Source organism: Bradyrhizobium sp. CCBAU 21365 (genome assembly GCF_015291305.1).
GTDB lineage: Bacteria > Pseudomonadota > Alphaproteobacteria > Rhizobiales > Xanthobacteraceae > Bradyrhizobium > Bradyrhizobium elkanii.
Genome location: NZ_CP030036.1, coordinates 4,615,115 through 4,640,371, shown reverse-complemented (window position 1 = coordinate 4,640,371; position 25,257 = coordinate 4,615,115). Strand labels below are relative to the sequence as shown.

At 65.0% G+C, this 25,257-nt stretch carries 24 protein-coding genes; 9 read left to right on the top strand and 15 right to left on the bottom strand.

What is annotated here, in order from left to right; all coding sequences use genetic code 11:
- The first annotated feature begins 59 nt into the window (after positions 1–59).
- Positions 60–458, top strand: coding sequence for an MAPEG family protein (locus XI02_RS21150; protein ID WP_018271466.1), 399 nt, complete (start codon positions 60–62; stop codon positions 456–458).
- 50 nt (positions 459–508) lie between these two features.
- Here XI02_RS21150 and XI02_RS21145 read toward each other — a convergent pair whose 3' ends face one another.
- The 6 genes from XI02_RS21145 to XI02_RS21120 all read right to left on the bottom strand — a co-directional run bounded on the left by XI02_RS21145 (position 509) and on the right by XI02_RS21120 (position 5,822).
- The gene (locus XI02_RS21145) at positions 509–1,099 is read right to left on the bottom strand and encodes a bifunctional 2-polyprenyl-6-hydroxyphenol methylase/3-demethylubiquinol 3-O-methyltransferase UbiG (RefSeq protein WP_018271465.1); all 591 of its coding nucleotides are present in this window, start codon (positions 1,097–1,099) and stop codon (positions 509–511) included.
- A 14-nt stretch (positions 1,100–1,113) separates the two neighbouring features.
- Positions 1,114–2,094 (bottom strand): N-acetyl-gamma-glutamyl-phosphate reductase, encoded by a 981-nt coding sequence (gene argC / locus XI02_RS21140; protein ID WP_172648046.1) that lies wholly within the window; start codon positions 2,092–2,094, stop codon positions 1,114–1,116.
- A 121-nt stretch (positions 2,095–2,215) separates the two neighbouring features.
- Positions 2,216–3,262, bottom strand: a complete 1,047-nt coding sequence (gene argC / locus XI02_RS21135; RefSeq protein ID WP_069278442.1) for an N-acetyl-gamma-glutamyl-phosphate reductase — start codon at positions 3,260–3,262, stop codon at positions 2,216–2,218.
- Positions 3,262–3,933, bottom strand: a complete 672-nt coding sequence (locus tag XI02_RS21130; RefSeq protein WP_172648047.1) for an FMN-binding negative transcriptional regulator — start codon at positions 3,931–3,933, stop codon at positions 3,262–3,264. The genes argC (XI02_RS21135) and XI02_RS21130 overlap by 1 nt, the downstream gene beginning before the upstream one ends.
- Positions 3,934–4,154: 221 nt before the next feature.
- Positions 4,155–5,144 carry an MBL fold metallo-hydrolase gene (locus XI02_RS21125; RefSeq protein ID WP_018271461.1) on the bottom strand — a complete coding sequence of 330 codons (990 nt, stop codon included), beginning with the start codon at positions 5,142–5,144 and terminating at the stop codon, positions 4,155–4,157.
- A gap of 147 nt (positions 5,145–5,291) precedes the next feature.
- Positions 5,292–5,822: a DedA family protein gene (locus XI02_RS21120; protein ID WP_069278444.1), complete on the bottom strand. Its 531-nt coding sequence runs from the start codon at positions 5,820–5,822 to the stop codon at positions 5,292–5,294.
- A gap of 185 nt (positions 5,823–6,007) precedes the next feature.
- Here XI02_RS21120 and XI02_RS21115 point away from each other — a divergent pair, with 185 nt between their 5' ends.
- The 4 genes from XI02_RS21115 to XI02_RS21100 all read left to right on the top strand — a co-directional run bounded on the left by XI02_RS21115 (position 6,008) and on the right by XI02_RS21100 (position 10,548).
- Entirely contained in the window at positions 6,008–6,376 is a 369-nt protein-coding gene (locus XI02_RS21115) for a hypothetical protein (protein WP_172648048.1), read from the top strand.
- 125 nt (positions 6,377–6,501) lie between these two features.
- Complete coding sequence (parE, locus tag XI02_RS21110; protein ID WP_172648049.1) at positions 6,502–8,562, top strand: DNA topoisomerase IV subunit B; 2,061 nt, start codon at positions 6,502–6,504, stop codon at positions 8,560–8,562.
- A 227-nt stretch (positions 8,563–8,789) separates the two neighbouring features.
- Positions 8,790–9,581, top strand: coding sequence for an outer membrane protein (locus tag XI02_RS21105; protein ID WP_038380069.1), 792 nt, complete (start codon positions 8,790–8,792; stop codon positions 9,579–9,581).
- Between the two features lie 196 nt (positions 9,582–9,777).
- Positions 9,778–10,548: a glucose 1-dehydrogenase gene (locus XI02_RS21100; protein ID WP_172648050.1), complete on the top strand. Its 771-nt coding sequence runs from the start codon at positions 9,778–9,780 to the stop codon at positions 10,546–10,548.
- Between the two features lie 36 nt (positions 10,549–10,584).
- Here XI02_RS21100 and XI02_RS21095 read toward each other — a convergent pair whose 3' ends face one another.
- Both XI02_RS21095 and XI02_RS21090 read right to left on the bottom strand, forming a co-directional pair.
- Positions 10,585–11,829 carry an FAD-dependent oxidoreductase gene (locus XI02_RS21095; protein WP_172648051.1) on the bottom strand — a complete coding sequence of 415 codons (1,245 nt, stop codon included), beginning with the start codon at positions 11,827–11,829 and terminating at the stop codon, positions 10,585–10,587.
- 72 nt (positions 11,830–11,901) lie between these two features.
- Positions 11,902–13,398 carry a caspase family protein gene (locus XI02_RS21090; protein WP_172648052.1) on the bottom strand — a complete coding sequence of 499 codons (1,497 nt, stop codon included), beginning with the start codon at positions 13,396–13,398 and terminating at the stop codon, positions 11,902–11,904.
- A gap of 230 nt (positions 13,399–13,628) precedes the next feature.
- On the opposite strand from XI02_RS21090, the gene XI02_RS21085 reads away from it, so the two are divergent.
- The 4 genes from XI02_RS21085 (at position 13,629) to XI02_RS21070 (ending at position 18,699) form a co-directional block, all read left to right on the top strand.
- Positions 13,629–14,585, top strand: a complete 957-nt coding sequence (locus XI02_RS21085; protein WP_018271454.1) for an AraC family transcriptional regulator — start codon at positions 13,629–13,631, stop codon at positions 14,583–14,585.
- A gap of 251 nt (positions 14,586–14,836) precedes the next feature.
- The gene (locus XI02_RS21080) at positions 14,837–15,523 is read left to right on the top strand and encodes a helix-turn-helix transcriptional regulator (protein ID WP_244620860.1); all 687 of its coding nucleotides are present in this window, start codon (positions 14,837–14,839) and stop codon (positions 15,521–15,523) included.
- Between the two features lie 253 nt (positions 15,524–15,776).
- Complete coding sequence (locus XI02_RS21075) at positions 15,777–17,312, top strand: DEAD/DEAH box helicase (protein WP_018271452.1); 1,536 nt, start codon at positions 15,777–15,779, stop codon at positions 17,310–17,312.
- Between the two features lie 319 nt (positions 17,313–17,631).
- Positions 17,632–18,699: a GGDEF domain-containing protein gene (locus XI02_RS21070; RefSeq protein ID WP_018271451.1), complete on the top strand. Its 1,068-nt coding sequence runs from the start codon at positions 17,632–17,634 to the stop codon at positions 18,697–18,699.
- 168 nt (positions 18,700–18,867) lie between these two features.
- On the opposite strand, the gene XI02_RS21065 is transcribed toward XI02_RS21070, so the two are convergent.
- The 7 genes from XI02_RS21065 to sufB all read right to left on the bottom strand — a co-directional run bounded on the left by XI02_RS21065 (position 18,868) and on the right by sufB (position 25,229).
- Positions 18,868–19,350 carry a TfoX/Sxy family protein gene (locus XI02_RS21065; protein ID WP_018271450.1) on the bottom strand — a complete coding sequence of 161 codons (483 nt, stop codon included), beginning with the start codon at positions 19,348–19,350 and terminating at the stop codon, positions 18,868–18,870.
- A gap of 150 nt (positions 19,351–19,500) precedes the next feature.
- Positions 19,501–19,890: an iron-sulfur cluster assembly accessory protein gene (locus XI02_RS21060; protein WP_018271449.1), complete on the bottom strand. Its 390-nt coding sequence runs from the start codon at positions 19,888–19,890 to the stop codon at positions 19,501–19,503.
- Positions 19,891–19,969: 79 nt separating this feature from the next.
- On the bottom strand, positions 19,970–20,341 hold the full coding sequence (locus tag XI02_RS21055; protein ID WP_016845787.1) for an SUF system Fe-S cluster assembly protein: 372 nt from the start codon (positions 20,339–20,341) through the stop codon (positions 19,970–19,972).
- Positions 20,338–21,585 (bottom strand): cysteine desulfurase, encoded by a 1,248-nt coding sequence (locus tag XI02_RS21050; protein WP_018271448.1) that lies wholly within the window; start codon positions 21,583–21,585, stop codon positions 20,338–20,340. The genes XI02_RS21055 and XI02_RS21050 overlap by 4 nt, the downstream gene beginning before the upstream one ends.
- Positions 21,582–22,904, bottom strand: a complete 1,323-nt coding sequence (gene sufD / locus XI02_RS21045) for a Fe-S cluster assembly protein SufD (RefSeq protein WP_018271447.1) — start codon at positions 22,902–22,904, stop codon at positions 21,582–21,584. Before sufD ends, XI02_RS21050 begins: the two co-directional genes overlap by 4 nt.
- A 17-nt stretch (positions 22,905–22,921) precedes the next feature.
- Positions 22,922–23,674: a Fe-S cluster assembly ATPase SufC gene (sufC, locus tag XI02_RS21040; RefSeq protein ID WP_026192720.1), complete on the bottom strand. Its 753-nt coding sequence runs from the start codon at positions 23,672–23,674 to the stop codon at positions 22,922–22,924.
- Positions 23,675–23,732: 58 nt separating this feature from the next.
- The gene (sufB, locus tag XI02_RS21035; protein ID WP_018271445.1) at positions 23,733–25,229 is read right to left on the bottom strand and encodes a Fe-S cluster assembly protein SufB; all 1,497 of its coding nucleotides are present in this window, start codon (positions 25,227–25,229) and stop codon (positions 23,733–23,735) included.
- Between the last annotated feature and the right edge of the window lie 28 nt (positions 25,230–25,257).

The window sequence follows — 25,257 nt, the reverse complement described above, 5'->3', positions numbered from 1 at the left end:
CTCAGCTATAAACAGGCGGTCCCGACGGTCGGGAATCGAATTCACGTGAGGGGGAGACGATGACGCGCGAACTGTTCTGGCTGTCGCTGACGGTGATCCTGACCGGGCTGTTGTGGATCCCCTACATCATCAACCGCTGCCAGGTGCGCGGCCTGTCCGGCGCCATGGGCAATCCCTCGCGTGGCGACAAGCCGCACGCCGAATGGGCCAACCGGCTGATGTTCGCCCACGACAACGCGGTCGAGAACCTCGTGATCTTCGCGCCGCTGGTGTTGATCCTCAACGCCGCCGACTATTCCACCAAATGGACCGTGCTGGCCTGCGCCGTCTACTTCTGGGCCCGCGTCGCGCATGTTGTCGTCTACACGCTCGGCCTGCCGGTGTTCCGCACCCTGGCTTTCACGGTCGGCTTCCTTGCCCAGGCCGTACTGGCGCTCGCGATCTTCAAGGTTCTCTGATCCAGATATTCCCGCCGGTTGCGGCGACAGCCGCGCCGGCGCGGCATCAACTACCCGCTCCTCCGCACCACGATGTGCAGCATCGTCGCGGGCGCCTCGTCAAAGCTCTTGATCTCGCTGGTGTCGGACGAGACTTGCGTCCACGCCCCTGACGCGGCGTAGGTCGCAGCGAGCCAGTCCGCCGCGGGATAATTGTAGTAGCGGCCGATGCTGTCGCGGCCATCGCCATGGCCGATCTTGTAGCTTGCATAGAAAACGCCGCCGGGTTTCAGCGCCCGATGGATGCGGCCGATGATACCGGCCAATTCGTCGCGCGGCACGTGCAGCAGGCACGCGCTGGCCCAGACGCCGTCATAGGCTTCGCGGTCCTCGAGCTCATCGAACAGCATCGCCTCGACGGGATGATTGATGCGGCGCGCCGCGACCTCGGCCATCTCGGGCGACCCGTCGGTCGCACGCAGCACAAAGCCTTCGGCGAGCATGACAGCGGCATGATTGCCGGCGCCGCAGCCGAGTTCGAGGATCGCGCCGCCCGGCGGCAGCAGCTTCAGAAAGCCGATCAGCCGGGTGGACGGGGCTTTCGCCCACCCGGCATAGGCCTCGGCATTGCGCCGATAGAATTGCAGCGTGGCGTCGTCCACGATCCGCGCCGCCGTCAGCTGTCGGACAGCCCGAGCATCAGCCGCATGTTCTGAACCGCGGCACCCGAGGCGCCCTTGCCCAGATTGTCGAGCCGCGCGACCAGCACCGCCTGGTGGTGCTTGTCGCTGGCGAAGACATAGAGCTCGAGCTGGTTGGTCTCGTTGAGCGCCTCGGGCTCGAGCCGCCCGCCCTTGGCGGCCTCGTTCTGCAGCGGCATCACCGAGACATATTTGCTGCCGGCGTACCATTTCGCCAGAGCGGCCTGCAGATCGGCACCATCAGGCTTGCCCGGCAGCGCGTCGAGTTGCAGCGGCACCGAGACCAGCATGCCCTGCCGGTAGTTGCCGACCGACGGGATGAAGATCGGCCTTCGCGTCAGATGCGAGTAGAGCTGCATCTCCGGCACGTGCTTGTGCTCGAAGCCGAGGCCGTAGAGTTCGAAGGCCGGCGCCGAGCCGTCCTCGAAGCTGGCGATCATCGACTTGCCGCCGCCCGAATAGCCGCTCACCGCGTTGACGGTGACGGGATAATCCGCCGGCAGCAGGCCGGCATCGACGATCGGCCGCAACAGCGCGATCGCGCCGGTCGGATAGCAGCCCGGATTGGAGACCTTCTTCGCGGTACGGATCTTGTCGGCCTGGTCGGGCGCGAGCTCGGGGAAACCGTAGGCCCAGTCGGGCGCAACGCGATAGGCCGTCGAGGCGTCGAGCACTTTCGGCGCGGCATTGCCCATGGTGTCGATCAGCGCCACGGTCTCCTTGGCGGCCTCGTCAGGCAGGCAGAGGATCACGAGATCCACCTCCTCCATCAGCGCGCGCTTGGCGCCGGCGTCCTTCCGCTTGTCCTCGGCGATGTGCTTCACCGCAACGTCGCCGATCGAGAGCAGCCGCTCCTGGATGCCGAGGCCGGTCGTGCCGGACGCGCCATCGACGAACACGGTGGCCTTGGTCGCACCGCTCCTGGTTTTCGGCTGGTTGGTGTCGGTGACGGTCATGGCATGGTCCTTTCGAGCTCGTTCGTTTCGTTTAACACATCTGGCCGCGCCTGCGCCGCCAACGGGGATGGGCAGTTGTCCTTAGATTGAGCGCACCCCCGCCCACGACAACAACCCCTGCTCATGGAAACAGCGCGATCTGCTCCAGTCCGGTGGTTTCAGGCAAGCCGAACATCAGGTTCATGTTCTGGATCGCCTGTCCGGCCGAACCCTTCACGAGGTTATCGAGCGTCGAGAGCACGATGGCGCGGTTCTTGATCCGGTCGGCGACGACGCCGATCTGAACGTAATTCGAGCCACGCACGTTCTGCGTCTGTGGCAGCACACCCTTCTTCGTCACATATACGAACGGCTCGTTGGCGTAGGCCCTTTCCAGCTCGGCGCGCAAATCGTCCGGCGTAGCCCCATTGAGCTTGACATAGGATGTGCAGAACTCACCCCGCGCCATCGGAATGAGATGCGGGGTGAAGTTCACGGTCACAGCCGAGCCAGCGGCCGCGCCGATCTCCTGCTCGATCTCCGCCGAGTGTCGATGGCTTCCGATCGAATAGGGCGACAACCCCTCGCCGGCCTCGCTGAACAGCGTGTTCTGCTTCAGTCCGCGTCCGGCGCCGGTGACGCCCGACTTTGCGTCGATGATAATGTCGTCGACGTCAATCAGCTTTGCCTTCGCCAGCGGAACAAGCGCCAGCAGCACAGCCGTCGGATAGCAGCCGGGACAGGCCACCAGCCGCGCGGCCGTGACCTTCTCCCGGTAGAGCTCGGTCAGCCCATAGACGGCCTCGTCCTGCAATTCGAGCGCGCGGTGCTCATGGCCGTACCATTGCGCGTAGCTGTCCTTGTCGCGCAGCCGGAAATCCGCGGACATATCGAGGATCTTGATTCCGGGATTGGTCTTCAGCACCGCGGCGATGATCTCTTGCGTCGTCCCGTGCGGCAGTCCGCAGAACACGGCATCGAGCCGAGTCCAGTCGACCTTTTCCCATTCCACGAGTTTTGGCAGGTGGAGCATGAAGAAGTGAGGAAACACCTCGCTCATCGCCTTGCCGGCATGGGTGTTGGCGGTAAGCGCGGTGATTTCGGCGTTCGGGTGCCGCGCCAACAGGCGCACCGCGTCGGCGCCAGTGTAGCCGGACGCGCCCAAGATTCCGATTTTCTTCTTCGTCATTACTCGCTCCTCGGAAGCGCAGTCGTCTCGGCCTGTATCATCGCGAAAGCCTGCGGGCGCACCTCGCGCATCACAGCCGCGATGCGCCGGGCACCGGCTTCGGCCTGCAATGCGAGCGTGTTGCCGACCGCCGCGAAATCGGTTTCGGACTTGTGCTGGTTCAGCTTGAAGCTGCCCTCCACCTCTTCCACCATCATCTCGAGGCCCACGATGGCCTTCTTCATTGCTTCCAGCCGCGCGGCGGTCATCTTGCCCGACACCCACGGCTTTTTCGGCAGTAGCCGGTCCTCGAACTTGGCGCTCAGTGCGTCGATCTGAACGGCAAGCTCCTCATCCGACAACCTCCGCACCGGCCCGGTCAGATGCACCGCCTGATAGAGCCAGGTCGGCACCTGATCGGGTGACACGTACCAGTCCGGCGAAACATAGGCGTCGGCGCCGGTGACGGCCAGCAGCCAGGACGTGCCACCCGCCAGCTTTATCAGCGGATTATGACGGGCGACATGAAACAACGCCCGCGGCGTGCCGTCAGCGGCATAGGTCAGATAGAACGGCAGCGCCGAGGCGATCGGCTTGCCGCCGTCCCACGCGCAGGCGATGCCGAAACCGCGCGCTTCCGCGAAGGCAAGGCTCGCGGCGCGGTCAGGCCTGAAGGGCGGTGGCGTATACATGATCGATGCTCCTGCATGACGAAGGAGCCGCCAGATCGAACCGCGTGTCTTTTTCAGGAGAGCGCCGCGGGATCAGGTCCGGCGGCAGAGGCGATGGTCTTAAACGCGAGCGACCGCCCATACCGCGATGATGCGGCGGCGGCGGGCAATGATGATGGTCGCGGCGTTGATCATGGGCGCGGCTATAAGGCCGCGCCCCCCTTGACGTCAAGAAAAACCGTTCAGATCGCCGGATTCCACGGTGCCGGCACGACGCGATAGCCGCTGCCGTCCTTCACCACATGGCCGAGGCCAGGGAACGGATAGTGGAAGCCCTGCACCTGGAGCCGCTCGGCAACCACCATGTCGTAGATGCGGCGGCGGGTCTTCTCCGCCACGTCGCCGTCCTGGTCGAAGAACGCATGCCAGCCGGGGTTGGTCGCGAACAGGTTCGGATTGTTGGTGACGTCGGACTGGATGAAGACCTTGTCCGGGCCCGAGGCCAGCACGTAGGAGGTGTGGCCCGGCGTGTGGCCGACGGTCTCGACCGAGGTCAGGCCCGGCGCGATCTCCTTGCCCCACTCGTAGGGCGTGACCTTCTTCTTCAGGCCGGCCTCGAAGATATTGCGGTTGTTCTTGAACAGGCCCTGCATGCGGCCGGCCGGCGCCCGGCTCATCTCGCCGTCGTCCATCCAGAACTTCCACTCGGTCGCCGGCACCAGCACCTCGGCATTCGGGAATGCCGGCGTGCCTTCGGCGGTCAAGAGGCCGTTCACGTGGTCGCCGTGGAAGTGCGAGATCACGACCATGTCGACATTCTTGGGATCGAAGCCGGCGGCGACGAAATTGTCGGCGAACAGGCCATTGGCGCCCTTCGTGCTGGCCTTCGCCAGCGCGCCATTGCCGGTGTCGATCACCACCAGCTTGCCGCCGGTGTTGAGCACCAGCGGCGCGAACCAGATCGTCATCATGTCGCGCGGCATGAACGCCTTCTCCAGCGCCGCGTTGACGTCGTCCCGCTTCGCATTGGGGATGAAGGAGTCTTCGAGCTTGAAGACGTTCTTGCCGTCGGACACCACGGTGACGAGGATGTCACCGACCTTGTAGCGGTAGAAGCTCGGTGCCTGCTTGTCGGCCGCGGGCGCTGCGGCAGCCGCAGGAACGGCCGATAGCAACGGTGCAGCGGCGATGCCGGCAGCGCCGGCGAGAGCGTGACGTCGTGTCAATTCCATGTGTTGTCCTCCCAGTGAAACGGCGCCCGGTGAATTCGCGCTTGGTGAGCGCGGTTGTATCAGCGTTTCGATGCTCGCGCGATGACGGCGGCGCGAGCGGTTGTCCTCCCGCCTAACCCCTGCCCGACGGCCTTATTCCGGAGCTTGCTACACCACCCGCCAGATCCACTCGATGGCATGCGCGATGACGTCGCCGAACAGCAGCAGCGCCGCCGACCAGACCAGGGCGGAGACGAAATTGGCGATCTGGAATTGCCAGTACGACATCTCGAAAATGCCGGCCGCAAGCGGCACCGAGGCGCGCAGTGGACCGAAGAAGCGGCCGATGAAGATGCTGGGCACGCCCCAGCTCTTCACGAAGGCCTCGCCGCGCGGCAGGATCTCCGGGTAGCGCGACAGTGGCCACATCTGCGCGACCTGCTCCTTGTAGCGATAGCCGAACCAGTATGAGAGCCAGTCGCCGAGTGCGGCGCCGACGCCGCCCGCGATCCAGATCGGCCAGAAGCTGATCCCGCTGACGCCGATCAGGGCGCCGATCGCGACCAGCGCGCCCCAGGCTGGAACCAGCAATGAAATAAAGGCGAGCGATTCAGCGAACGCCAGCAGCATGACGATCGGAGCGGCCCAGGCCTGATGGTGCCGCACGAATTCGGCCAGGGCCCGCGCAAGGTCTTCCATCTCGTCGTGTGCCTTCCCGCTCCGTTGAACCTCGAATGAACCTTTCTAGCGGCACGCAGCCTAAGAACAGGTAAGCCAGCCGATTGCGTGACATCAAGTCACAAAGGCGGGGATCGAGCGTGATTTCCCGTAAGGCCCCTGAGGTCCAGGTTGGCATCTCCCTCACAAGAAAAAGGAATTACTGGATGATCGGATCGCTGATGATGTGCGTGAGCGTTCTCGTCCTGCTGTTCGGAATGCTCGCGGGCATCGCCATGGGTATCCAGCACGACTTCACGTTGGGACCGGCGCATGCGCATCTCAATCTGGTCGGCGGCGTGCTGCTGTTCCTGTTCGGCCTCTACTACCGGCTGGTGCCGGAAGCGGGCAGCATGCTGCTCGCCAGGATCCAGGGCTGGCTGCACATCGTCGGCGGCGTCCTGTTTCCGGCCGGCGTGGCCGCCGTGCTGCTCAAGGGGCCCTCGTTCGAGGCGGCACCGATCGTGGGATCGCTGATGGTGGTCGTCGCCATGGCCCTGTTCACGGTCGTTGTATTCCGCACCTCGCGGGCGTAATGGCGGTCTCCTATCTATGGGGATGGCCGGCTACAGGGCGCGGCCGTCCCCATTGGCAGCCCATCCGTGGCATAGTCAGAGCAACCGATTCGCCGCGCCGTGACCGGCGCGCCACTTGAAGAACCATGGCCAAATCATTGAAGTCGAACGCCAAAAGCAAATCCGCCGACGATCTGTTCGGAGCCCCGGAACCGAAGGGACGCGCCCCGGCGAAGGCTGCTTCGCGATCCGCTGGAGGCGCCGAAGCCGGCTATACGGCGGCTGACATCGAGGTGCTGGAGGGGCTGGAACCGGTCCGCCGGCGCCCCGGCATGTATATCGGCGGCACCGACGAGAAGGCCCTGCATCACCTGTTCGCCGAGGTCATCGACAACTGCATGGACGAGGCGCTGGCCGGCCACGCCACCTTCATCGACGTGGAGCTGACCGCCGACGGCTTCCTGACCGTGACCGACAATGGCCGCGGTATTCCGGTCGACCCGCATCCGAAATTCCCGAAGAAGTCGGCGCTCGAAGTCATCATGTGCACGCTGCATTCGGGCGGCAAGTTCGACTCCAAGGTCTACGAGACCTCGGGCGGCCTGCACGGTGTCGGTGTCTCCGTGGTCAACGCCCTCTCCTCGCGGCTCGAGGTCGAGGTTGCGCGCAGCGGGCAGTTGCATCGCATGACCTTCGAGCGCGGCCATCCCAAGGGCAAGCTCGAAGACCTCGGCAAGGTCAACAACCGCCGCGGCACGCGCATCCGCTTCAAGCCGGACACCGACATCTTCGGCGCCAAGGCGGCGTTCAAGCCGCAGCGTCTGTTCAAGATGACGCGCTCGAAGGCCTATCTGTTCGGCGGCGTCGAGATTCGCTGGCACTGCGACCAGGAGCTATTGAAGGGCGTCGAGGACGTCCCGGCGGAAGCCAAATTCCACTTCCCCGGCGGCCTGAAAGATTATCTCGCCGCGGCGATCCACGCCGACACGCTGGTGCATCAGGATATCTTCTCCGGCAAATCCGGCCGCAGCGGCGCCCATGGCGCCTGCGAATGGGCGGTGGCCTGGACTGCCGATGCCGACGGCTTCCTGTCGTCCTACACCAACACGGTGCCGACGCCCGACGGCGGCACGCATGAATCCGGCCTGCGCAGTGCACTGCTGCGCGGCCTGAAAGATCACGCCGAACGCGCCGGCCAGGGCAAGCGCGCAGCCTCCATCACCTCGGAAGACGTGATGGTGGGCGCGGCCGTGATGCTCTCGGTGTTCATGCGCGAGCCTGAATTCCAGGGCCAAACGAAAGACCGGCTCGCCACCGCCGAAGCGCAGCGCATCGTCGAACAGGCGATGAAGGACCCGTTCGACCACTGGTTGTCAGGCAATCCGAACCAGGCCAACCGGCTGCTCGACTTCGTGATCGATCGTGCCGAGGAGCGGCTTCGCCGCCGCCAGGAAAAGGAGACCGCGCGCAAGACCGCCGGCAAGAAACTGCGTCTGCCCGGCAAGCTCGCCGATTGCTCCGACGCCGGCACCGAAGGTTCCGAGCTCTTCATCGTTGAAGGTGACTCGGCCGGCGGCAGCGCCAAGCAGGCGCGCGACCGCAAGACGCAGGCCGTGCTTCCGCTGCGCGGAAAAATCCTCAACGTCGCCTCCGCCGGCAAGGACAAGCTGACAGCCAACGCGCAGCTCTCCGACCTCGTGCAGGCGATCGGCTGCGGCACGCTCGCGCATTACCGCGAAGAGGATCTGCGCTACCAGCGCATCATCATCATGACCGACGCCGATGTCGACGGCGCGCACATCGCATCGCTCCTGATCACCTTCTTCTACCGGCAGATGCCGCGGCTGATCGACGAAGGGCATCTCTACCTGGCGGTTCCGCCGCTCTACAAGCTGAAGCACGGCACCAAGTCGATCTACGCCCGCGACGACGCGCACAAGGACGAGCTGCTGAAGAGCGAGTTCAACGCCAACGCCAAGGTCGAGGTGAATCGCTTCAAAGGCCTCGGCGAGATGATGCCGGCGCAGCTGAAGGAAACCACGATGGATCCGGCCAAGCGCACGCTGCTGCGCGTGGTGCTGCTGGCCGACGATCGCGAGGGCACCGCCGACTCGGTCGAACGGCTGATGGGAACCAAGGCCGAAGCCCGCTTTGCCTTCATCTCCGACAAGGCCGAATTCGCCAGCGACGACCTGCTCGACGTCTAGGCCCAACCGATTGATCTGAAATGAGTTTCCGGCCGCCTCCAGATTGGGGGCGGCCGTTGTCATTCGCCCTTTCGGAGAGCCCCGGCGGCTTCGTTTTCGGCCGGTTGTGTCTCACCAGCAACAGCATTTCCGGCGGAACCACGTATAGTTCGACCATGAGTTTCGGGAATCGGTGCCAGCGCACACCCCTGAGCGACCTGATCGAACGCTAAGTCGAGGATTTGGATATGAAGAAGATTTTGCTCGCTCTGACCGCGGTTGCTGCGATGACGGCATCGGCGTCGGCTGCTGATCTGGCCGCCCGCCCCTACACCAAGGCTCCTGCCCCGGTTCCGGTCGCTCCGAGCTGGACCGGCTTCTACATCTTCGGCGGTGGCGGCGGCGGCGTCTGGGATGCTGACACGGGCGTCCAGTCGACCGTCACGGGTGCGCCGATCCTCGGCTTCAACCAGCGCCAGGGCGGCGATGGCTGGTACGGCACCGTCGGTGCCGGTTACGACTGGCAGACCGCCAACAGCTGGGTCATCGGCGTGTTCGCCGACGGTCAGTTCGGCAGCCTGAAGGGCACCATCCAGGATCAGGGTCCGTTCGTCGCCGGCAACATCAAGAACGACTACAGCTGGGCGGCTGGTGCGCGCCTCGGCTACCTGATCGCGCCGAACGTCCTGTCCTACGTCAACGCCGGTTACTCCAGCTCGCACTGGAAGGGCACCACGCTGTTCAACACCGCGACCGCGCTTCCCTCGGGTCTGCACACCAACGACTTCGATCGCGGCGGCTGGTTCGTCGGCGGCGGCGTCGAGAACAACCTGAACATCTTCGGCATCACCGCGCCGGGCTGGTTCATGAAGACCGAGTATCGCGCCGCTTACTACGACAACAAGAACATCTCGGAGCTGGTCGACGGCACCAACATCTCGAACGGCCGCGACATCACCTTCAAGCCGCTTGTCCAGACCATCAGCACCTCGCTGGTCTACCGCTTCAACTGGACCGGTCCGGTTGTCGCCAAGTACTGAGCTGCGCACTGATCCCTGCTGAAATAGCAGAGCAAAAGCCCCGGCATTGTCCGGGGCTTTTTTGTTGCGCAATGTCCTGGAAATCGCCTCACGCGCAGGCCCGCCGGCGCAGGGCGGACCGGCTGTGGCCGATCTGGTCAGCGCCGTGACGATCGGGCACTCTCGCGCCCGGTTCAAACCTCAGCGGACAACAACAATGAAAAACGGACAGTTTGATCTCTCGGGCCGGGTCGCCATCGTCACCGGCGGCAATGGCGGCATCGGGCTTGGCATGGCGCGCGGCCTGGCGGACGCCGGCGCGGCGGTTGCTGTGGTCGGCCGCAACGAGGCGAAGTCGAAGGCTGCCGTCGAGGATCTCGGCAAGCGCGGCGCCAAGGCGATCGCGGTGGCAACCGACGTGACCGACAAGGCCGCCGTCGCGGCCATGGTCGAACGGGTCGTTCGCGAGCTCGGCCGGATCGACATTCTCGTCAACAACGCCGGCATGAGCATCCGCAAGCCTCCGCACGAGTTCGAGCTGGAGGAATGGAGCAAGGTGATCGATACCAACCTCACCAGCGCGTTCATGTGCTCGAAGGCGGCCTATCCCGCGCTCAAGGCGTCGGGCCACGGCAAGATCATCAACATCGGCTCGATGATGTCGATCTTCGGTGCGAGCTTCGCTGCGGCCTACGCCGCGAGCAAGGGCGGCATCGTGCAGTACACCCGCGCCTGCGCCAACGCCTGGGCTCCCGACAACATCCAGGTCAACGCCATCCTGCCCGGCTGGATCGATACCGACCTGACCAAAGGCGCGCGCCAGCAGGTGGCCGGGCTGCACGAGCGTGTGCTTGCGCGCACGCCGGCGGCACGCTGGGGGGCGATCGACGACTTCGCAGGCATCGCCGTGTTCCTGGCCTCACCGGCGTCGGACTTCGTCACCGGCACCGCGATCCCCGTCGACGGCGGCTATTCGGTGATGGCCTGAAAACACGAGCACTCTTCCGGTCGCGCGACGCGCAGTTCAGCCCGCGGCCGGCGAATGCACGTGCTCGGGCCGCACCCCGACGGCGACCAGACGTGCGGTGAGACCCTGCAGCCAGGGCATTGCCGTGATCAACCGCAGCGCCAACGGCACCGGCTGATCGCCCGCCTTCAGCGCCGCGCTGATGATGTTGTTCTGCGCAATCACCTGCATGCGCTGCGTCACGCGCACCGGGAATTCGCGGCGTCGCCGCACCGCATCGAGCTCGTCTTCCGACGGCACGCCGTGAACGAGCTTCGCCGCCAGGATGTTGGCGGTCGCGACGGCATCCTGCACCGCGAGGTTGACGCCGACGCCGCCGATCGGCGACATCGCATGCGCGGCGTCGCCGATGCAGAGCAGGCCGGGACGGGTCCAGCGTGTCAGGCGATTGATCGCAACCGTGAGCAGCTTGACGTCGTCAAAGCTCTTCACGTCGGCAATGCCGGCCTTGAGGATCGGCGCCAGGTGCAGCACGTCGTCGAGCAGCGCCGGCAATCCCCTCGCCTTCACGGCCTTGTATTGGCCCTTGGCGATCACATAGGCACATTGCCAGTAGTCGCCGCGATCGAACGTCACCATCATCTTGCCGTGCTCGACGCGGGCGAACAAATTCTCGGTCTCATCCGGACGCCGCCCGACGCGAAACCACAACACGTCCATCGGCGCGCCGATCTCCTCGACGTCGAGGCCGGCGCGCTCGCGCACGATCGAATGACGTCCGTCGCAGCCGATGGTGAGATCCGCTTCTATCTCGACCGGGCCATCGGGCGTGTTCGCGCGCACGCCCGCGACAGCATCGCCCCGCCGGATCAGATCGGTCGCCTCGGCCTTCATCAGCACCTTCAGCGAAGGGAAGCGACTGCCGCTCTCGCGCAGGAAATTGAGGAAGTCCCACTGCGGCATCATCGCGATGAAGGGATATTTGACGCTGAGGCGACGGAGGTCGGCGATCCGCACCGAGGTGCCGCCGAACATGCCGTCGAGCGTCTGAATGTCCCGATGCGGCAGCTTCAGGAAGCCGTCGATCAGGCCGAGCTCGTCCATCACCTGCAGGGTCGACGGATGCACGGTGTCGCCGCGGAAGTCGCGGAAGAAGTCGGCGTGCTTCTCCAGCACCACGACATCGACCCCGGCGCGTCCGAGCAGATAGCCAAGCATCATGCCGGCCGGCCCGCCGCCGACCACGCAGCAGCGGACCCTGATCTGACGCGTGTCCGGCTCTGCCGGATTGCCTGCATCCATGATGCCGTCCTCACCGCTGCCTCGCCCTTCAGGACCCGATTGTAACGCGGATCTGGCGGCAAGGATGCAAGGCTATCGCCTGAAGGTCTTGATTTCCGACACGCTGCCGTCGCGATAGGTCAGCTCGACCGAGACCGCCTTGGTCTGCGGCGCCAGCTTCAGATAGGGCTGCGCGTCGGACGGGATCGCGCTGGGATCGCGCGAATTGCAGGGTGGCATCTTCAGGACCTTGTCCGGCACCGCGGTGTCGATGCCGATGCGCACCTCGCGGATCGCGCAGCGATACGACATCAGGTGCGTATAGTAGACCAGCAGCCCGTTGAATTCGCGGAACGACAGCCAGCTGGTCGCGGTCATGTCGAGGATCTTGCGCTGGTCGCGGATCAGCGCGGCGTCGGGATCGAACTTGATCGGGAACGGCCCCTGCATCGTGCCTTGCGTATCGACATAGCGAATCTCGATCGTGGTGGCCGGCGCATCGGCCGGCAGCTCGACCGACGGATTGGGCATCCGCTTGCGCGTGCGCGGATCGAGCGTGTCGATGAAGCCGGTTTCGCGGAAATCGCCGCTGTCGCCGATCCGCCAGGAAATCCCGAGCGTCGGATCGGCGATCGAGAACACCACGGTCCAGCCGCCATTGTGCCGCGAGAAGCTCGCGATCGGCGCGTTGATTGAATCCTCCTTCGGCAGCTTCGGCACCGCGACCGGCGGCAGCGCGGCCACCTGCTGCGGCGGCGCGGACGGCTTGGCCGCCTCGGCCTGCCCCTTGGCGATCCCGTTCAGGAAGACGTCGTCGACCATCTGGTCGAAATAGACCGGGATCTGCTTGTGCTTCACGGTCTCGGCCATCTCGCTGACCAGGCGCCGCGTGCGCTGCGCGACCTGCACGAGATTCTCGCCGGGCTGCAGCAGCTCCCTGGCGAAGGTCCGCGTGAATACCGAATTGGGATTGGCGTCATCGTTCGAAAGACGGTCGAGCGCGGTCTGGCGCGGCCCCGCCGAGAACACCGAGAACACGCCCTCCGGCAGCTGCGTCATCGGCGCGAGGCCACCGCCGCCGGCGACCGCGCGTGTGCCGGCGCGCTCGAACGGATTGTTGCGGCAGGCATCGAACACCAGGATCGAGGTCCGCGCCTTCTTGTTCTGCAAGCGCTCGACGATGCGGTCGGCGAGAACAGAGGCGTCGCGCACCAATTCCTCCTGCCCTTCGGTGGCGGCCGGGACGTCGGTCGGCAGCAGGAAATTCTGGCCGGCGATCTCGAAGCCGTGACCGGCATAGAAGAAGAACGCGGTATCGCCGGGTTCCACGGCACGGTCGAACGCGAGCAGCGTTTCGGAGAACGCCTGCCGATTGACGTTCTCGGCCACCATGACGCTGAAGCCGAGCTGCTTCAGCGTGTCGCCCATGGTGCGGGCGTCGTTGACCGCCTTCTGCAGCCTGGGCACGTTCCTGTAGTCATTGTTGCCGATCACCAGCGCGACGCGCTTTTCGGCCTGGGCGGGTGCGGCCGATGCGACAAATGCAACTGCCCAAAGGATCGCCGAAAGTCTCGAAAGCCAGCTCTTCATCCCGTTTTCCCGCCTGCACGACAAATGCGCCGCCCGTACGACCGCCGCCTGATAGTCGGACCAGCCGCTTGGCCGGTTCAAGGCCGGCCGCGGACGGCCGTTGCGGCCGGCCACGCCAGGCCGAAATGAGGGGGCCGATCCGTCTTAGGTCAAGTTTCTTTTTACGGCCCGCGTGATAGATTCGTGTTTCCATCCGGCTCGAGCTCTCCGCACGTCGCAACGGCTTTTCCGTGCACACATGGTCTACTGATCAGGTCGATCCCAAGGATCGCTTCGACTATTGGCGCGAGGTCCGCGCCAAGGGGCTGTTCGGCGTCACCGCCGAGCTGGAAGCCGACCGGCGCCGCGACTTCTTCGGCGAGTTCTCGCTGCGCAAGCTCGGCGATGCCGGGCTGGTCGAGCTGCGCGCCTCGCCGTACCGCGTCGAGCGGCGCACGGGCGACATCGCCGACGCGGCCAGCGACAGCCTGTGCATCTACCAGCAGCTTGGCGGCGGCGGCTGGTTCGGCGGCGCGCGGCTCGATGAATTCGCGGTCCGCGATGGCATGTTCGCGACCAGCTATTCGGACCTGCCCTATCGCACGGTCCCCCTGCACGACGACGGCTTCCACCTGCGCATCATCAAGGTCCCGGTGGCGAACATCGTCCCGCCGGGCGCCGAGCTCGGCGAACTCGTCCCCAGGCCCGTGCAGGATGAGACCGCGCTGCGGACCCTGCTGGAGTCATGCTTCCGCGACCTCATCGAAAGCAGCGATGCCATCGCTGCGGCGGGCACGGCTCCGACGGTGCACGCGCTGGCCCATATCGCGCTGATCGAGCGCGGCATCATGCGGCCGAAGAGCCGACTCGCGCAGCAGGCCTTGCGAACCGCCCATTTGTCGCTGGCCCGCCGCCTGATCCGGCGCCATCTAGCGCGTGCGGCGCTGTCGCCAACCCTGATTGCCGGCCTGCTCGGCATCTCGGTGCGTCACCTGCACATCCTGTTCGAGGGGACCGAGATGAGCTTCTCGGAGACCGTCACCGCGCTCCGGCTCGAGCAGAGCCGCCGCCTGCTCCGCGAGCAGCCGAGGCAAACGATCGCCGAGGTCGCCTTTGCCTGCGGCTTCGAGAGCCTTGCGACGTTCTACCGCCTCTTCAATGCATCCGAGTCCATGACGCCGGGCGACTACCGCGCGCAAACGGCCTGAGCGCCCGTCCCAACTGGCCGGGACACCGCGCTCGCAATTTGCGTAGCTCGGCCGCGCGCCCTTCACCGCCTTGAATTTCACACCGCCGCGCGATCCGACCTTCGCTGTACCGAAGTGATCAGCCTGCGTGCGTTGAGAAGATATTTTCCGGCCGTTTCGCCAGAACCATTGCGGCGCTTCGTCCGGGTTCGGCACAGCAAATTTCCTTACCGGCGACGCGCGCTCTCATGCGGAGCGAGGGATCAGTCACGATGCGCGGTAAGCAAGGGGATCACAGCCAGGAAACGCCAGGCGCGACGCGCATTCCTCTCGATGCCGCGGACCTGCGGGCGGATCAAATCCCGGCATCTGAGCCTGCCCGTCAGGGCTCACCGGCGACCGGCAATCGCGGCTGGGCGCCGCTGCTCGAAGCCTGTCTCGCCGACTTCAAGGAGGCCACCGAGGCCGGTGATACCGCGAGCATTCCTGCGCTGGTCAAGATCGTGGCGGACCTTGCGCTGATCGAGCGCGGCGCGATCAGGCCGGGCAGCCGCCGCGCGCAGCAGGCGCTACGCGTCGGCCGGCTCAGCCTCGCGCGCCGCCTGATCACGCGCCACCTGGCAAAGCCAGCGCTGTCGCCGGGGATGGTCGCCGAGATGCTCGGCGTCTCGGTGCGCTACCTGCACGTCCTGTTCGAAGCGACCGGAGCGAGCTTTTCGCAGACCGTCACCGCCCAGCGCCTCAACGAGAGCCGACGGCTGCTTTGCGAGAAGCCGGCGCGGCCGATCGCTGATATCGCATTCACTTGCGGGTTCGGCAGCCTCGCCACCTTCTACCGGATCTTCAGCGCATCCGAAGGCCTGACGCCCGGCGAATTCAGGATGAAAAACAGCGCGGAAGCCCCCGCGGCGGCCTCGCCGTCCGGGGCGGGGGTCGTGATTCATTTGACCGCCAAATGACGAAAAAGACGCATATTTCAGCCAAAACGTTAAGCTTTTTGGGCTATCCGGCCGGTTCCAAGATTGACTTTACCGGTTTCGCCCCTATGTTGCGAGGCAACGCGGCCCTCGGATCGAAACGCGATTCGTCAGGTTTGCCGTCCGTCAGCGTTAGTCAGAGCCCCCGAGCTTTATAGAAAAGCGAGCCGTTTCGGGGCCGAACGCGACAGCCTTTTACCTTCGATTCCGAACGGCGGTTTCGACCAGAGGCTCAATGTCTTTTTCCAATCTAGGCCTGTCCGATAAGGTCCTCGCCGCTGTTGCGGCTACCGGTTACACCACCCCCACTCCCATCCAGGAACAGGCAATCCCGCACGTTCTCGCGCGGCGCGACGTCCTCGGCATTGCCCAGACCGGCACCGGCAAGACCGCTGCCTTCGTTCTCCCGATGCTCACGATCCTCGAGAAGGGCCGCGCCCGGGCACGGATGCCGCGCACCCTGATCCTCGAGCCGACCCGCGAGCTCGCCGCGCAGGTGAAGGAGAACTTCGACAAATACGGCGCCGGCCAGAAGCTCAACGTCGCCCTGCTGATCGGCGGCGTCTCGTTCGGCGACCAGGACTCCAAGCTGATGCGTGGCGTCGACGTCCTGATCGCAACACCCGGCCGCCTGCTCGACCACACCGAACGCGGCGGACTGCTGCTCACCGGCGTCGAGTTGCTGGTGATCGACGAAGCCGACCGCATGCTCGACATGGGCTTCATCCCCGACATCGAGCGCATCTGCAAGCTCGTCCCGTTCACGCGGCAGACCCTGTTCTTCACCGCGACGATGCCGCCGGAAATCAGCCGCATCACCGAGACCTTCCTGCACAACCCGGCCCGGATCGAGGTCTCCAAGCCCGCGACGACCGCGGTGACCGTGACCCAATCCCAGGTGCCCGCGGGCCGCGAGCCGCACGAGAAGCGCGAGATCCTCCGCCGCCTGCTGCGCGATGCCAAGGACCTCAACAACGCGATTATCTTCTGCAATCGCAAGCGCGAAGTCGCCGTCCTTCACAAGTCACTGCAGAAGCACGGCTTCAGCGTCGGCGCCCTGCATGGCGACATGGACCAGAGCGCCCGCATGGCCGCGCTTGATCAATTCCGCAAGGGCGAACTGCCTCTCTTGGTGGCCTCCGACGTCGCCGCCCGCGGCCTCGATATTCCCGCCGTCAGCCACGTCTTCAACTTCGATGTGCCGCATCACCCCGACGACTACGTCCATCGCATCGGCCGCACCGGCCGCGCCGGTCGTACCGGTACCGCGATCTCCATCGTCACGCCGCTCGACAGCAAGTCGATAGCCGCGATCGAGAAGCTGATCGGCCAGCAGATTCCGCGCACCGAGGGCGACTACTCCGTTCACAGCGAAGCCTCCGACGAGGACGCCGCGCCGCGCCGCTCGCGTGGCCGCGAAGGTTCGCGCGATGGTGCCCGCGGCGGCCGCAAGCCGCGCCGTGAGCGCGAGGCGCGCCACGGTGAGCGCGAGGCGCGCCACGGTGAGCGCGAGGCGCGCCACGGTGAGCGCGAGCCGCGCCACGGTGAACGCGAAACGCGTCACGAGCGGGAGCCCCGCGAGGAGCGTGCGGCGAAGCCGGAGCGTGAACCGCGCCACGGCCGCAATTCGGCTCCGCAGGCCGCGCCGTCGCACGTGCCGTCGATCGGACGTGCCGAGCCACGGCGGCCGCAGCGCGAGGTGGACCACGAGCCCGCCGATCATTCGCACCTGCCCGCCTTCCTGCTGCGACCTGTGCGCGCACGCGCGTAAGGCCTGCTCCGATGCCGCCGCGCCAGCGGCGGCGGTAGTCCAGGCAAGCTCTGTTGCCACCCGCGACCGGCGCACGCGCTGATCCGCAGCGTTTGAAGCAAATGCGTGCAGTCGCGCATCGCAGTTGCGAGCAAACGAAAAGCGTTCGAAAGTGGCGCTCAAGGCGGATAAAGATCGGGCGCGCCGCATGGTCGTCGCAGCCGGCTTCCCCGTAGTTCCACTGTTTACCTTGCCTTCACTCTCGTCCCGTACCCTCGCCCCAATAGTTTAGTCATTGCTGCCGGGCTTAATCGGCATTGCGTGCATTGAGGACGTGACAGTGGTCAAGCTGCTGGACGAGCACGAACGTACGTTGGCCTTTGCCGAAGTCGCACTTGGCCAGATCCGCTCGCTTCGCCAGACCGCCGTCCCCCGCAACTATGAAATCTGGTACGTCTACGCGACCGGATACAACGCGCCGCTCAACAAGGTCATCAACGAGACGCTGGCGCGCAGCGGCAAGCTCTCTGAATCCGATCTCGAGCAGATCTACGAAACCTACCTTTCGCACATCAAGACCTCGGACCGCATCGACAAGGTCGGCGCCCGCGTCATCGGCGAGATCGACGCCGTCATGAAGCTGATCACCGACGCGCTCGGCGTGTCCGCGACCTATGACGCCAGCCTCGTCGGCGCCAGCGACAAGCTTGCGAGCGCGACCACCCGCGATCACATCAAGGCAATCGTCGATAGCCTGGTAAAATCGACGCGCGAGATGCGCGAGACCAATCAGGCGCTGGAGAACCGGCTCGCGCTGTCGAAGTCGGAGATCAGCGACCTGCAACACAGCCTCGAGGCGATCCGCGCCGAGAGCCTGACCGATCCGCTCACCGGCCTCGGCAACCGGAAATATTTCGACCGCTCGATCGACATGGCGGTGCAGGCCGCGCTCGCCAGCGGCGAGCCGCTGTCGCTCCTGATGTTCGACATCGACCACTTCAAGTCGTTCAACGACTCCTACGGCCATCTCACCGGCGATCAGGTGCTGCGGCTGGTGGCGCAGTCGCTGAAGCAGAACATCAAGGGCCAGGACATCACCGCCCGCTATGGCGGCGAGGAATTCGCCGTGGTGCTGCCCAACACGGCGCTGCGGCAGGCGCTGACGGTCGCCGACCACATCCGCCGCGCCGTGATGGCCAAGGAGCTGAAGAAGAAGTCGACCGGCGAGATCCTCGGCCGTGTCACGATCTCGGTCGGCGTCTCCATGCTGAAGCCGTCCGACGATACGGACTCGCTGATCGAGCGCGCCGACGCCTGCCTCTATGCCGCCAAGCGCGCCGGCCGCAACCGTGTGATCTGCGAGGCCGATCCGGAATACAGCACCGAGATCCAGACCCGCGTGGCGTGAGCCGCATATGCGGCTCTGCGGATTGCTTCGTCGCCCATGCTCCTCGCAATGACATGGACAAATTCGCTCATCCTTTCAGGGAGCGCAATCTCTCCCCTCGTCGTTCCGGCGAAAGCCGGGACGACATCGAGCATGTTGCGTCATCGAGAGGCATACATTCACGGTCTCTCAGGATCGGGACCGATTCTTTCCTGTGCGCTTCTTCCGAGCCGAAGATTGCTTCGCAGTCGCCTTGCTCGACGCCACCTTCTTCCCTGCGGCCTTCCTTGCGGCGACCTTCTTCGCTGGCGCCTTCGACTTTCGCGCAGCCGCTCGTTTCCTCGGCCGCTTGCGCAGCGCGGCGCGCTGGGCGGCGCCGAGCGCCGACCGTGCCCAGACCGCGAGGTCTTCCGAATCATCGAACAGCCTTGCCGGCAGCTGCCAGTAGGAGTTCACCGTCACCGTCCTGGAACGCGTCTGATACTGGAACGGCCCGCAGCCTTCCGCCTCGAATTGCGGAATGGTCTGATCGTCGGCACGGAAGTAAAGCCCGGCTCGCAGCGCGAGCGCGAAATTGGTGCCGTCAGCCGAGATGCCGTAGCCGGAGAACATCCGGCGCAGCGTCACCGGGCCGAAGTCGGCGAACAGGTCGGTGAGGAATTCGCGGTCCATGTGCCGTCGCCCCCTTGCCGCTCATAGTGAAGAGCGCGCCAGCGCGTCTCGAACCCTATGAGGCCACTCTCGTGCCCTCGCACATCCTTCGAGACGCCGCGCCAACGCGCGGCTCCTCAGGATGACGGCGGAGCGCGCGGAGGCCGAAAGCTAAACCGTGGCCGGCTTGAGCTGCACCGATTCGCCGCAACCGCAGGCGGAGACCTGGTTCGGGTTATTGAACACGAACTGGGCCTGCATCCTGTCGGCCACATAGTCCATCTCGGTGCCGAGCAGGAACAGCACGGCCTTCGGATCGACCAGGATCTTCACGCCCTTGTCCTCGACCACTTCGTCGGTCGGGCGGATCTCGTGGGCATATTCGACGGTATAGGACTGCCCGGCGCAGCCGCCATTCTTGATGCCGACGCGCAGCCCGACGATCTCAGAGTCGGCGCGCTTGGTCAGCTCGGTGATCCGCTCCGCCGCGGCATCGGTCAGTCGCATGACCTGCGGGCGCGGCCGCTTCGGCTTGGCTGGGGTTGGTGAAGCTTGCGTCATGTCACTCATGTGGTCAGTCCCAGCGGCAAATCAATTGCCGATCTTGTCGAGCCTAAGCCTAATCTAATCCCCTAACGCATCACCACATATTGAGGACGAGGCGCGCCTCGTCCGACATCCGGTCCGGCGTCCAGGCCGGATCCCAGACCAGGTTGACGTTGACGACGCCGACGCCGGGAACGCTGGCAACGGCGTTCTCCACCATCTGCGGCAGCTCGCCCGCGGCCGGGCAGTTCGGCGTGGTCAACGTCATCATGATGTCGACCGAGCGATCATCCTTGAGATCGACCTTGTAGATCAGGCCGAGCTCGTAGATGTCAGCCGGGATCTCCGGGTCGAACACCGTCTTCAGCGCCGCGACGATCTCGCCGCTCATGCGCTCGGTCTCCTCCGCCGGCAGTGCCGAGGTGGTTTCCATGGTGGCCGTCTTGACTTCGGCTGTATCGGTCATGCGAACAATTCCCGCGCCTTGATCAGCGCCTGCGCCAGATGGTCGACTTCTTCCCTAGTATTATACATCCCGAAGGATGCGCGGCAGGTGGCCGTGACGTTGAACCGCTCTAAAAGCGGCATCACGCAATGCGTGCCGGCGCGCACCGCAATGCCCTGACGATCGATCACGGTCGCGACATCGTGGGGATGCGCGCCCTTCATCTCGAACGAGATCACCGGTCCCTTGTTGCGGGCGGTTCCGATCACGCGCAGCGAGTTGATCTCGCGCAGGCGCTCCTGCGCATAGGTGAGCAGCTCATGCTCATGCGCGGCGATGCGCTCCTTGCCGATCGAATTGACGTAGTCGATCGCAGCGCCGAGCCCGATCGCCTCGACGATCGGCGGCGTGCCGGCCTCGAACTTGTGCGGCGGATCGCCATAGGTGACCCAGTCCTTGGCCACCTCACGGATCATCTCGCCGCCGCCGTTGAACGGCCGCATCGCCACCAGATGCTCGTGCTTGGCATAGAGCGCGCCGATGCCGGTCGGTCCGTACACCTTGTGGCCGGTGAAGGCGTAGAAATCGCAATCGAGGTCCTGGACGTCGATCGGCAGGTGCACCGCGCCCTGTGCGCCGTCGACCAGCACCGGGATGCCGCGGGCGTGCGCCAGCCGGATCACGTCCTTGACCGGAACCAGCGTGCCGAGCGCGTTCGACATCTGGGTGATCGCGACGATCTTGGTGCGCGGCGTCAGGAGCTTTTCGAACTCCTCGATCAGGAAGTTGCCCTCGTCGTCGACCGGCGCCCACTTGATCACGGCACCATGGCGTTCCCTGAGGAAGTGCCACGGCACGATGTTGGAGTGGTGCTCCATGATCGAAAGGACGATCTCGTCGCCCTCCTTGATGTTCATCCCGCCCCAGGACGACGCCACCAGATTGATCGCCTCGGTGACGTTGCGGGTGAAGACGATCTCTTCACTGCGACGGGCATTGATGAACTTCGCGACCTTGCCGCGGGCGCCCTCATAGGCCTCCGTCGCGGCATTGGCGAGGTAATGCAGGCCGCGATGCACGTTGGCGTATTCGCTCTTGTAGGCCTCGGTCATGCGGTCGAGCACCGCATTCGGCTTCTGCGCCGAGGCCGCGTTGTCGAGATAGACCAGCGGCTTGCCGTAGATCTGCATGGCGAGCGCCGGGAAATCCTGCCGCACCAAAGCGACGTCGTAACTGCCGTTGGCGACCGCCTTGTGCATGCTCACGCCCTCGCCTGAAGCCAGCGCTGCGCGGTGGCGATTGCGACCTCGCGCAACGTGTCGCTGGCGATGGACTCGATCGCCTCGCCGACGAAGGCCTGGATCAGGAGCGCCTGCGCTTCCTTCTCGGGCAGTCCGCGGGCGCGCATGTAGAACAGCAGGCTCTCGTCGAGCGCGCCGGTGGTCGCACCGTGACCGCAGGTGACGTCGTCGGCGAAGATCTCGAGCTCGGGCTTGTTGTCGGCCTCCGCGTCGTCGGACAGCAGCAGCGCACGGGTCATCATCTTGGCGTCGGTCTTCTGCGCGTCGGGGCGGACGATGATGCGGCCCTGGAACACCGAATGGGCGCGGTCGTCGACCACGGCGCGGAAGATCTCGCGGCTCGCACAGTGCGGCACCGCGTGATCCAAGAACAGCGTGGTGTCGGCGTGCTGCTTGCCGTTGATCAGATTGACGCCGTTGGTCTCGACCTTCGAGCCCTCGCCGCTGCAGGTCACCGTCAGCTGGTAACGGCTGACGTGCCCGCCCGAGGTCAGGCCGAAGGTGTTGAAATGGGCATGCGCGCCAAGCGACACCGTCGCCGAGGAAATGTTGAAGGCATCGACGCTGTCCTCGACCAGGCGCACGTGATCGAGCCGTGCATTGTCGCCGATCGCAACGACCAGTCCGTCATGGGTCTGGTAGGCCCTGGCGCCGTCGGCGGCGAGATAGCTCTCCACCAGCGTCACGCCGGCATCGCGGCCGAGCCGGAGCAGCGAGCGCGTGAACGTCGAGGCCGGGGCCGTGCCGGATGCGACATGCACGATGTGCAGTGGCTGGGTCAGCACCGTGCCGTCGGCGACGTCGATGACGACCCCGTCGGTCGCCATCGCGCCGTTCAGCGCGACCATGGGGTTGGCGATATCGGACGCGAGAGCCTGCGTCGCGACGATCTCGTCGCCGGCTTCCAGCGCGAGGCGCAGCGGATTGATCGAGAGCCCTTTCTCCAGATCCCGCCAATCGGAGAGATCAGACGCGAACGCGCCGTCGACCAGCACCAGGCGCCGGACGCCTTCGATCGCGCGGGCCTGTACGACGGCCCTGGCGCGGCTCAGCGCGGCATCATCCGGCGACGCCGCGAGCGGCAGCACTTCGCGCATCAGCGCGCGCAGGTCGGTGTATTTCCAGTCCTCGATCCGGCGATGCGGCAGGCCTGATCGTTCATAAGCCTCGAAGGCCTGGCGCCGCTGATCGGCGATCTTGCCCTCGCCGGGCAAACGGTCGCGCACCACGGCGAATGCATCGCCCAGCGCGCGCCCGGTCTCGGTCTTTGCAACAACGTTCATCACAAAACCCGTGTTTGTCAGGCAGCGTCTTCGAACTGCGTGTAACCGCACTCTTCCAGCTCCAGCGCCAGCTCCTTGCCGCCGCTTTTCACCACCCGGCCCTTCGACATCACGTGCACGAAGTCGGGCACGATGTAATTGAGCAGCCGCTGATAGTGGGTGATCACGACCATCGCGCGCTCCGGCGAGCGCAGTGCGTTGACGCCGTCGGCCGCGATCCGCAGCGCGTCGATGTCGAGGCCGGAATCCATTTCGTCGAGGATGCAGACGGCCGGCTCGAACAGCGCCATCTGCAGGATCTCGTTGCGCTTCTTTTCGCCGCCGGAGAAGCCGACATTGACGCCGCGCTTCAGCATGTCCTGCGGGATGTTCAGCGACTTGGCGACTTCGCGGACCTTCTTGAGGAAGGCCGGCGACGAGATCTCGTCCTCGCCGCGCGCCTTGCGCTGGGCGTTGAGCGCCGCGTGCAGGAAATTCCAGGTGGTGACGCCGGGAATCTCGACCGGATACTGGAACGCCAGGAACACGCCCTTGGCGGCGCGCTCGTTCGGCTCCATCTCCAGGAGGTCCTCGCCACGGAACAGGATCTGGCCGCCGGTCACTTCATAGCCCGGCTTGCCGGCGATGACGTGGGACAGCGTCGACTTGCCCGAGCCGTTCGGCCCCATGATCGCGTGCACCTCGCCCGGGTTCACCGTGAGCGACAGCCCGTGGAGGATCTCACGCTCCTCGACACGAACCTTGAGATCTTTCACTTCAAGCAGAGACATCTGATTTTTCCTGAGCATCACCCGAAAGGCGCGTCGGCCGCGCCGTTGGCGGGATGGATTAGCCAACCGAACCTTCAAGGCTGATCGAGATCAGCTTCTGCGCTTCCACCGCGAACTCCATCGGCAGTTGCTGCAGCACGTCCTTCACGAAGCCATTGACGACGAGGCCGACGGCCTCTTCCTGCGAGAGCCCGCGCTGGATGCAGTAGAACAGCACGTCCTCGGAAATCTTCGACGTCGTCGCCTCATGCTCGAACGTCGCCGAGGAATTCTTGGCCTCGACATAGGGCACGGTGTGCGCGCCGCATTTGTCGCCGATCAGAAGCGAGTCGCAGGCGGTGTAGTTGCGCGCGCCGGTGGCCTTGCGATGGGCGCTGACGAGACCGCGATAGGTGTTCTGCGACTTGCCGGCGGCGATGCCCTTGGAGATGATCCGGCTCGACGTGTTCTTGCCGAGATGGATCATCTTGGTTCCGCTATCGACCTGCTGGAAACCGTTCGAGATCGCGATCGAGTAGAACTCGCCGCTCGAATTGTCGCCGCGCAGGATGCAGCTCGGATATTTCCAGGTGATCGCCGAGCCGGTCTCGACCTGGGTCCAGGAGATCTTGGAGTTCTTGCCGCGGCAGTCGCCACGCTTGGTGACGAAATTGTAGATGCCGCCCTTGCCTTCCGAGTTGCCCGGGTACCAGTTCTGCACCGTCGAATACTTGATCTCGGCGTCGTCGAGCGTGACGAGCTCGACCACGGCGGCGTGCAGCTGGTTCTCGTCGCGCTGCGGCGCGGTGCAGCCCTCGAGATAGGAGACGTAGGAGCCCTTGTCGGCGATGATCAGCGTGCGCTCGAACTGGCCGGTGTTGCGCTCGTTGATGCGGAAATAGGTCGACAGCTCCATCGGACAGCGCACGCCCGGCGGCACGTAGACGAACGAGCCGTCGGAGAACACAGCCGAATTCAATGTCGCGAAGTAATTGTCCGAGGTCGGCACCACGGTGCCGAGATATTTCTGCACCAGCTCGGGATGCTCGCGGATCGCCTCCGAGATCGGCATGAAGATCACGCCGGCCGCCTTCAGCTCCTTCTGGAAGGTGGTCGCGACCGAAACCGAATCGAACACGGCATCGACCGCGATCTTGCGGTTCGGCGTCTGCTCACCGCCGGGCGGCGGCTCGACGCCCTCGAGGATCGCGACCTCGCGCAGGGGGATGCCGAGCTTCTCGTAGGTCTTAAGGATTTCCGGATCGATCTCGTCGATCGAGGACAGCGTCTTCTTCGGCTTCGGCGCCGCGTAGTAGTAGATGTCCTGGTAGTCGATCTTCGGATAGTCGACGCGCGCCCAGGTCGGCTCGGTCATGGTCAGCCAGCGGCGATACGCCTCCAGGCGCCATTCCAGCATCCAGGCCGGTTCATTCTTCTTTGCGGAGATGAAGCGGACGGTGTCTTCCGACAGCCCCTTCGGGGCCTTGTCGGACTCGATCAGCGTCTCAAACCCATATCGATACTGGTCGACGTCGATGCGCCGGACGCGCTCGACCGTCTCTTGTACAGCAGGCATTCAATCCTCCGCTCGCGGTTTCAAGGAC

Coding starts and splice junctions, on each gene's coding strand:
- XI02_RS21060 (WP_018271449.1), bottom strand. CDS start 19,890: ATGACGCAAGCTTCACCAACCCCAGCCAAGCCGAAGCGGCCGCGCCCG.
- XI02_RS21150 (WP_018271466.1), top strand. CDS start 60: ATGACGCGCGAACTGTTCTGGCTGTCGCTGACGGTGATCCTGACCGGG.
- argC (WP_069278442.1), bottom strand. CDS start 3,262: ATGACGAAGAAGAAAATCGGAATCTTGGGCGCGTCCGGCTACACTGGC.
- XI02_RS21105 (WP_038380069.1), top strand. CDS start 8,790: ATGAAGAAGATTTTGCTCGCTCTGACCGCGGTTGCTGCGATGACGGCA.
- sufB (WP_018271445.1), bottom strand. CDS start 25,229: ATGCCTGCTGTACAAGAGACGGTCGAGCGCGTCCGGCGCATCGACGTC.
- XI02_RS21115 (WP_172648048.1), top strand. CDS start 6,008: ATGATCGGATCGCTGATGATGTGCGTGAGCGTTCTCGTCCTGCTGTTC.
- XI02_RS21065 (WP_018271450.1), bottom strand. CDS start 19,350: ATGGACCGCGAATTCCTCACCGACCTGTTCGCCGACTTCGGCCCGGTG.
- parE (WP_172648049.1), top strand. CDS start 6,502: ATGGCCAAATCATTGAAGTCGAACGCCAAAAGCAAATCCGCCGACGAT.
- XI02_RS21095 (WP_172648051.1), bottom strand. CDS start 11,829: ATGGATGCAGGCAATCCGGCAGAGCCGGACACGCGTCAGATCAGGGTC.
- sufD (WP_018271447.1), bottom strand. CDS start 22,904: ATGAACGTTGTTGCAAAGACCGAGACCGGGCGCGCGCTGGGCGATGCA.
- XI02_RS21090 (WP_172648052.1), bottom strand. CDS start 13,398: ATGAAGAGCTGGCTTTCGAGACTTTCGGCGATCCTTTGGGCAGTTGCA.
- XI02_RS21125 (WP_018271461.1), bottom strand. CDS start 5,144: ATGGAATTGACACGACGTCACGCTCTCGCCGGCGCTGCCGGCATCGCC.
- XI02_RS21075 (WP_018271452.1), top strand. CDS start 15,777: ATGTCTTTTTCCAATCTAGGCCTGTCCGATAAGGTCCTCGCCGCTGTT.
- argC (WP_172648046.1), bottom strand. CDS start 2,094: ATGACCGTCACCGACACCAACCAGCCGAAAACCAGGAGCGGTGCGACC.
- XI02_RS21130 (WP_172648047.1), bottom strand. CDS start 3,933: ATGTATACGCCACCGCCCTTCAGGCCTGACCGCGCCGCGAGCCTTGCC.
- XI02_RS21055 (WP_016845787.1), bottom strand. CDS start 20,341: ATGACCGATACAGCCGAAGTCAAGACGGCCACCATGGAAACCACCTCG.
- XI02_RS21100 (WP_172648050.1), top strand. CDS start 9,778: ATGAAAAACGGACAGTTTGATCTCTCGGGCCGGGTCGCCATCGTCACC.
- sufC (WP_026192720.1), bottom strand. CDS start 23,674: ATGTCTCTGCTTGAAGTGAAAGATCTCAAGGTTCGTGTCGAGGAGCGT.
- XI02_RS21120 (WP_069278444.1), bottom strand. CDS start 5,822: ATGGAAGACCTTGCGCGGGCCCTGGCCGAATTCGTGCGGCACCATCAG.
- XI02_RS21080 (WP_244620860.1), top strand. CDS start 14,837: ATGCGCGGTAAGCAAGGGGATCACAGCCAGGAAACGCCAGGCGCGACG.